Source organism: Pedobacter sp. 01T416_2 (assembly GCF_056398925.1).
The window spans coordinates 1-3,938 of record NZ_JBFTQI010000568.1; the positions used below are offsets into that span (position 1 = coordinate 1).

Below are 3,938 nucleotides of genomic sequence, written 5' to 3' on the forward strand. Positions count from 1 at the left end.
AATTTATTCTGAAAGGTGAAAACGCATTAGATCTTATTCAACGTGTAACCAGTAACGATGCGTCTAAATTATACGATGGAAAAGTTCAGTACTCTTGTTTGCCAAACCAAGATGGTGGTATTGTTGATGACCTTTTGGTTTACAAAATAGATGATAAGACCTACATGTTGGTGGTTAACGCTTCTAACATAGAAAAAGATTGGAACTGGATTCAACAATTCAATTCGAAAGGTGTAGAAATGCACAATATTTCGGATCAAACCTCTCTTTTGGCCATTCAAGGGCCAAAAGCAGCAGACGCTTTACAAACATTAACTGATGTTGATTTGGCATCAATGGAGTATTACACTTTCGTTAAAGGTACCTTTGCTGGTGTTGATAACGTAGTCATTTCAGCAACAGGTTATACTGGCGCTGGTGGTTTCGAAATTTATTTCGAAAACCAATATGCCGATCAAATTTGGGATGCTATTTTTAAAGCAGGTGCGCCGTACAACATTCAGCCAATAGGCCTAGGTGCACGCGATACTTTACGTTTAGAAATGGGTTTCTGTTTATATGGAAATGATATTGATGATACTACCTCGCCTATCGAGGCAGGTTTAGGTTGGATTACCAAATTTTCTAAATCTTTCACCAATTCGGAGGTATTATTGGCGCAAAAAGAAGCTGGTATTCAAAAGAAATTGGTTGGTTTCGAAATGATCGATCGTGGTATTCCGCGCCATGATTATGAAATTGCTGATGCCGAAGGAAATATTATCGGTAAAGTGACTTCTGGTACCCAGGCACCTTCTTTGCAAAAAGCAATAGGTATGGGCTACATTGCAAAAGATTTTACTAAAGAAGGAACTGAAGTTTTTATTTTAATCCGCAATACGCCAATTAAAGCTAAAGTGGTTAAGTTTCCTTTTTATAAATAAGGTTTGGGGTTTAAGGTTTAAGGCGTAGGGCATATTTTCCCATAACCTTAAACCTTAAACCTTTCGCCTTTCACCTCCCTTTACATGTCAAAAAAAATAGAAGTTTGTTTAACTCCGGCCTTGATTGATTTATATGATATCGAACAAAGCATTGTGGTGGTTATCGATATTTTAAGAGCCACTTCATCTATTACCTACGGAATAGATAATGGTGCTGAAGCGATTATTCCAGTTGCTCAGGTAGAAGATTGTTTAAACTATCGCGATAGCGGATTTTTATTGGCAGCAGAACGAAATGGGGAGGTGGTAGCCGGATACGATTTCGGTAATTCGCCATTCTCTTATACCCATGAAAAAGTGAATGGAAAAACGGTCGTGTTAACTACTACCAATGGAACTAAGGCTTTGCATTTGGCTCAGAAAAGGGCCTATCAGGTTGTAATTGGGTCTTTCCTGAACTTAGATGCCCTTTGTGATTATTTGAAAAGTCAGGATAAGAATGTGCTTTTGCTTTGCGCTGGTTGGAAAGATCAGTTCAATTTAGAGGACACCCTTTTTGCTGGTGCTGTGGTAAATAATCTCCGTCAAAATTTCCAGCATTTTGATGATTCCAGTGTGGCTGCAGAAGATTTGTATGCCTTAGCTAAGGCAGATCTGAGGAAATACCTTCACAAATCATCACACAGCCATCGTTTGGCTCAGTTGAATATAGAAGAAGATGTTGTTTTCTGTTTGCAGTTAAATCTTTGCAAAACAATTCCGGTACTGGAAGGCGAACGTTTGGTGGCCTTAAAAAATTAAAAGCTAAAATTTAAGCCGAGCAATACTGCATTTTTTCTAAAATTTGCGCCATTAAATTGAGTTTCCTCTGTTGGTCTACTATTAAAATAAGCTTTATCTACACCAGAGTAAGTGTTGATGTTATTGATCTTATAGTCGACTTCTATCCGTAAACTTTTGTTTAATGGTACAGCCAGATTGATATCGCCACTCAATGAAAAGGAATTTGCCTTATGTGTAAAGCTTACAGGTTTTGCAAAATCAGGAATTAAATTCCAGTTGGCTTTTGCCGAATAAGTATAAAAACCGCTTAAAACTGTGGCGCCTATACTGAATTTCTGCATTTTAAGAACAAGTTCTGCTCCAAAATCGAATCCTTTATATCTTGCTACATACGTAGAGTTTAAGCCTTTGCTGTCAGGATTATTTGCACTTTCTAGCAAATGAAATTTTTGCTGATGATATGAAAGTCCAACAATTGGATTGATGTTAAAATCGCCAAATTTGAACAGTTGGTAACTGAACTGTAAATTGGCATCGTATAAATAACCTTTATTTGCGTTGAGCAGATCGAAATAAAAAGCATTTTGCCGATTATCATTTGCATAATCGGTATCTTCTGCCTCGCCCTTGGTTATGCTGCTGTATTGGTTAGCGGCTTTAATACTAAGCCGCTCGGTAATATTGTATTTAATGTCTAAGCCAAAACTAGGCCCTTTAAGATTTTTCCAGATGAGTTCTGATAATACATTCGGACTGGTTCCAGTTGCATTACCTGCAATAGACCAATCAAATCTTGATTGTTGAATGCCTGCATAAGGCTTTACCTCCCATTTATAGGAATTCTCTTGTGCAGATGCGGTTTGGCAGAATAATAGGAGTGTTAAGCAGGCTAAAAATGGTTTGATAAATGAAATCCGCAGAGCGATCAGCATATCTGTTTTTATTTTATAATAGCAAAATACACATAGCGGTTATTTAAACCACTATGTGTAATAATTTATTTTCTAAAATGGATATACTGAAGCTATAAATGATTTATCAGTAGGTGATAATACGGTATTCCATCCCACCTCGAAATCACCGATGGTTAATTCGTTAGGAACTGAATAGTGCATGATCGAATATTTATCGTAAGCGCTATAATTGGTTTGTGTGGTACTGTATTTTGCAAATAAGTTATTGTCTACATCTGCCTGGCTCCAGTAATTTGGTGCAGCAGCATAATAGGCATAAACAGCAGGTTTATCCCAAGGAATAGCCACCAATGGATGTTGGTGCTCATGGATTAATCCTAATGCATGACCGAATTCGTGGATTACCACGCGGCTATATTCAGAATCTGCTGTAGTTGCAGTTAACCAACCATAGTTCATAGTCGCACCGGTGCTAGGCGTTGATTTTCCAATGTACGACCAAGATCCATCTCCACTTACAAAGCTTACCCTGATTTTGGCTGTATTATCGTTTGTTACAAAGTTGAATTTGATGTTGGCATATTGTTCCCACGCTTTCGCATATTGGATTACTTTAGCTCTGATGGCTGATGTGCTTCCGTTTAAACTTACTTTAATCGTAGTTCCCGGAGTCCATTTTGTTGACTTTAAAACGGCACCTCTTGGGGTAGTTCCATCCAATGATCTTTCTGTACAGATCTGGATATCGCCAAGGGGATTAACGGCTGATAATTCAGGTTTTTGTAAATCTGCCGTTTCTGTAGGTTTTTCTTTTTTACATGCAAATAATACTGTGGTTAGCGCCAGGGCAGTTAATAGGGTTTTATTTAATTTTAAGAATTTCATGTTTAGGTTTTTTTAGGTAAAAATTAATGATCTGTATTTGACTTGGAAATCAAGTTAGAAGATCGTAAAAACAGGAATTCTTCTTCTTTGAAAAAGAATAATCAGGTTGAAAAACATAGATAGACATTTAGGTTTAATTTCCTCTGCATTTGCAAAGTATAATCCTAAAGTAAAATAATATTATATCAACACCAAGAGAATTGTAATATTTTTATTGCATAAGTGTATTTTTTACACTCGTTTATTTGTTTAATATAAACTATTTTATTGTAGTTTAAATATTACATATCGCAAGAAATCCACAAGTGAATCTACTTGCTATTTTGTAATTAATTCGGAAATTGTTGGACTGTTTTTAATCGTAATCAAGGCTTCTTCGTGTGCCAGCCAGTAAATATCTTCTGCACGTTTCATATCGAATGTACTAATAGCC

4 protein-coding genes are annotated in these 3,938 nt (G+C 36.6%); 2 read left to right on the plus strand and 2 right to left on the minus strand.

Annotation, left to right across the window (positions count from 1 at the left end; all coding sequences use genetic code 11):
- Window positions 1–923, plus strand: a 923-nt coding sequence (gene gcvT / locus AC1DPQ_RS20400; protein WP_477610703.1) for a glycine cleavage system aminomethyltransferase GcvT, incomplete at its 5' end; no start/stop codon positions are given.
- An 84-nt stretch (window positions 924–1,007) separates the two neighbouring features.
- Window positions 1,008–1,724, plus strand: coding sequence for a 2-phosphosulfolactate phosphatase (locus AC1DPQ_RS20405; protein WP_477580203.1), 717 nt, complete (start codon window positions 1,008–1,010; stop codon window positions 1,722–1,724).
- Here AC1DPQ_RS20405 and AC1DPQ_RS20410 read toward each other — a convergent pair.
- Together AC1DPQ_RS20410 and AC1DPQ_RS20415 are read right to left on the minus strand one after the other, a co-directional pair.
- Complete coding sequence (locus AC1DPQ_RS20410) at window positions 1,721–2,638, minus strand: hypothetical protein (RefSeq protein ID WP_477580205.1); 918 nt, start codon at window positions 2,636–2,638, stop codon at window positions 1,721–1,723. The two genes, AC1DPQ_RS20405 and AC1DPQ_RS20410, sit on opposite strands and share 4 nt — an antisense overlap.
- Before the next feature lie 72 nt (window positions 2,639–2,710).
- Window positions 2,711–3,505 carry a M12 family metallopeptidase gene (locus AC1DPQ_RS20415; RefSeq protein ID WP_477580207.1) on the minus strand — a complete coding sequence of 265 codons (795 nt, stop codon included), beginning with the start codon at window positions 3,503–3,505 and terminating at the stop codon, window positions 2,711–2,713.
- Between the last annotated feature and the right edge of the window lie 433 nt (window positions 3,506–3,938).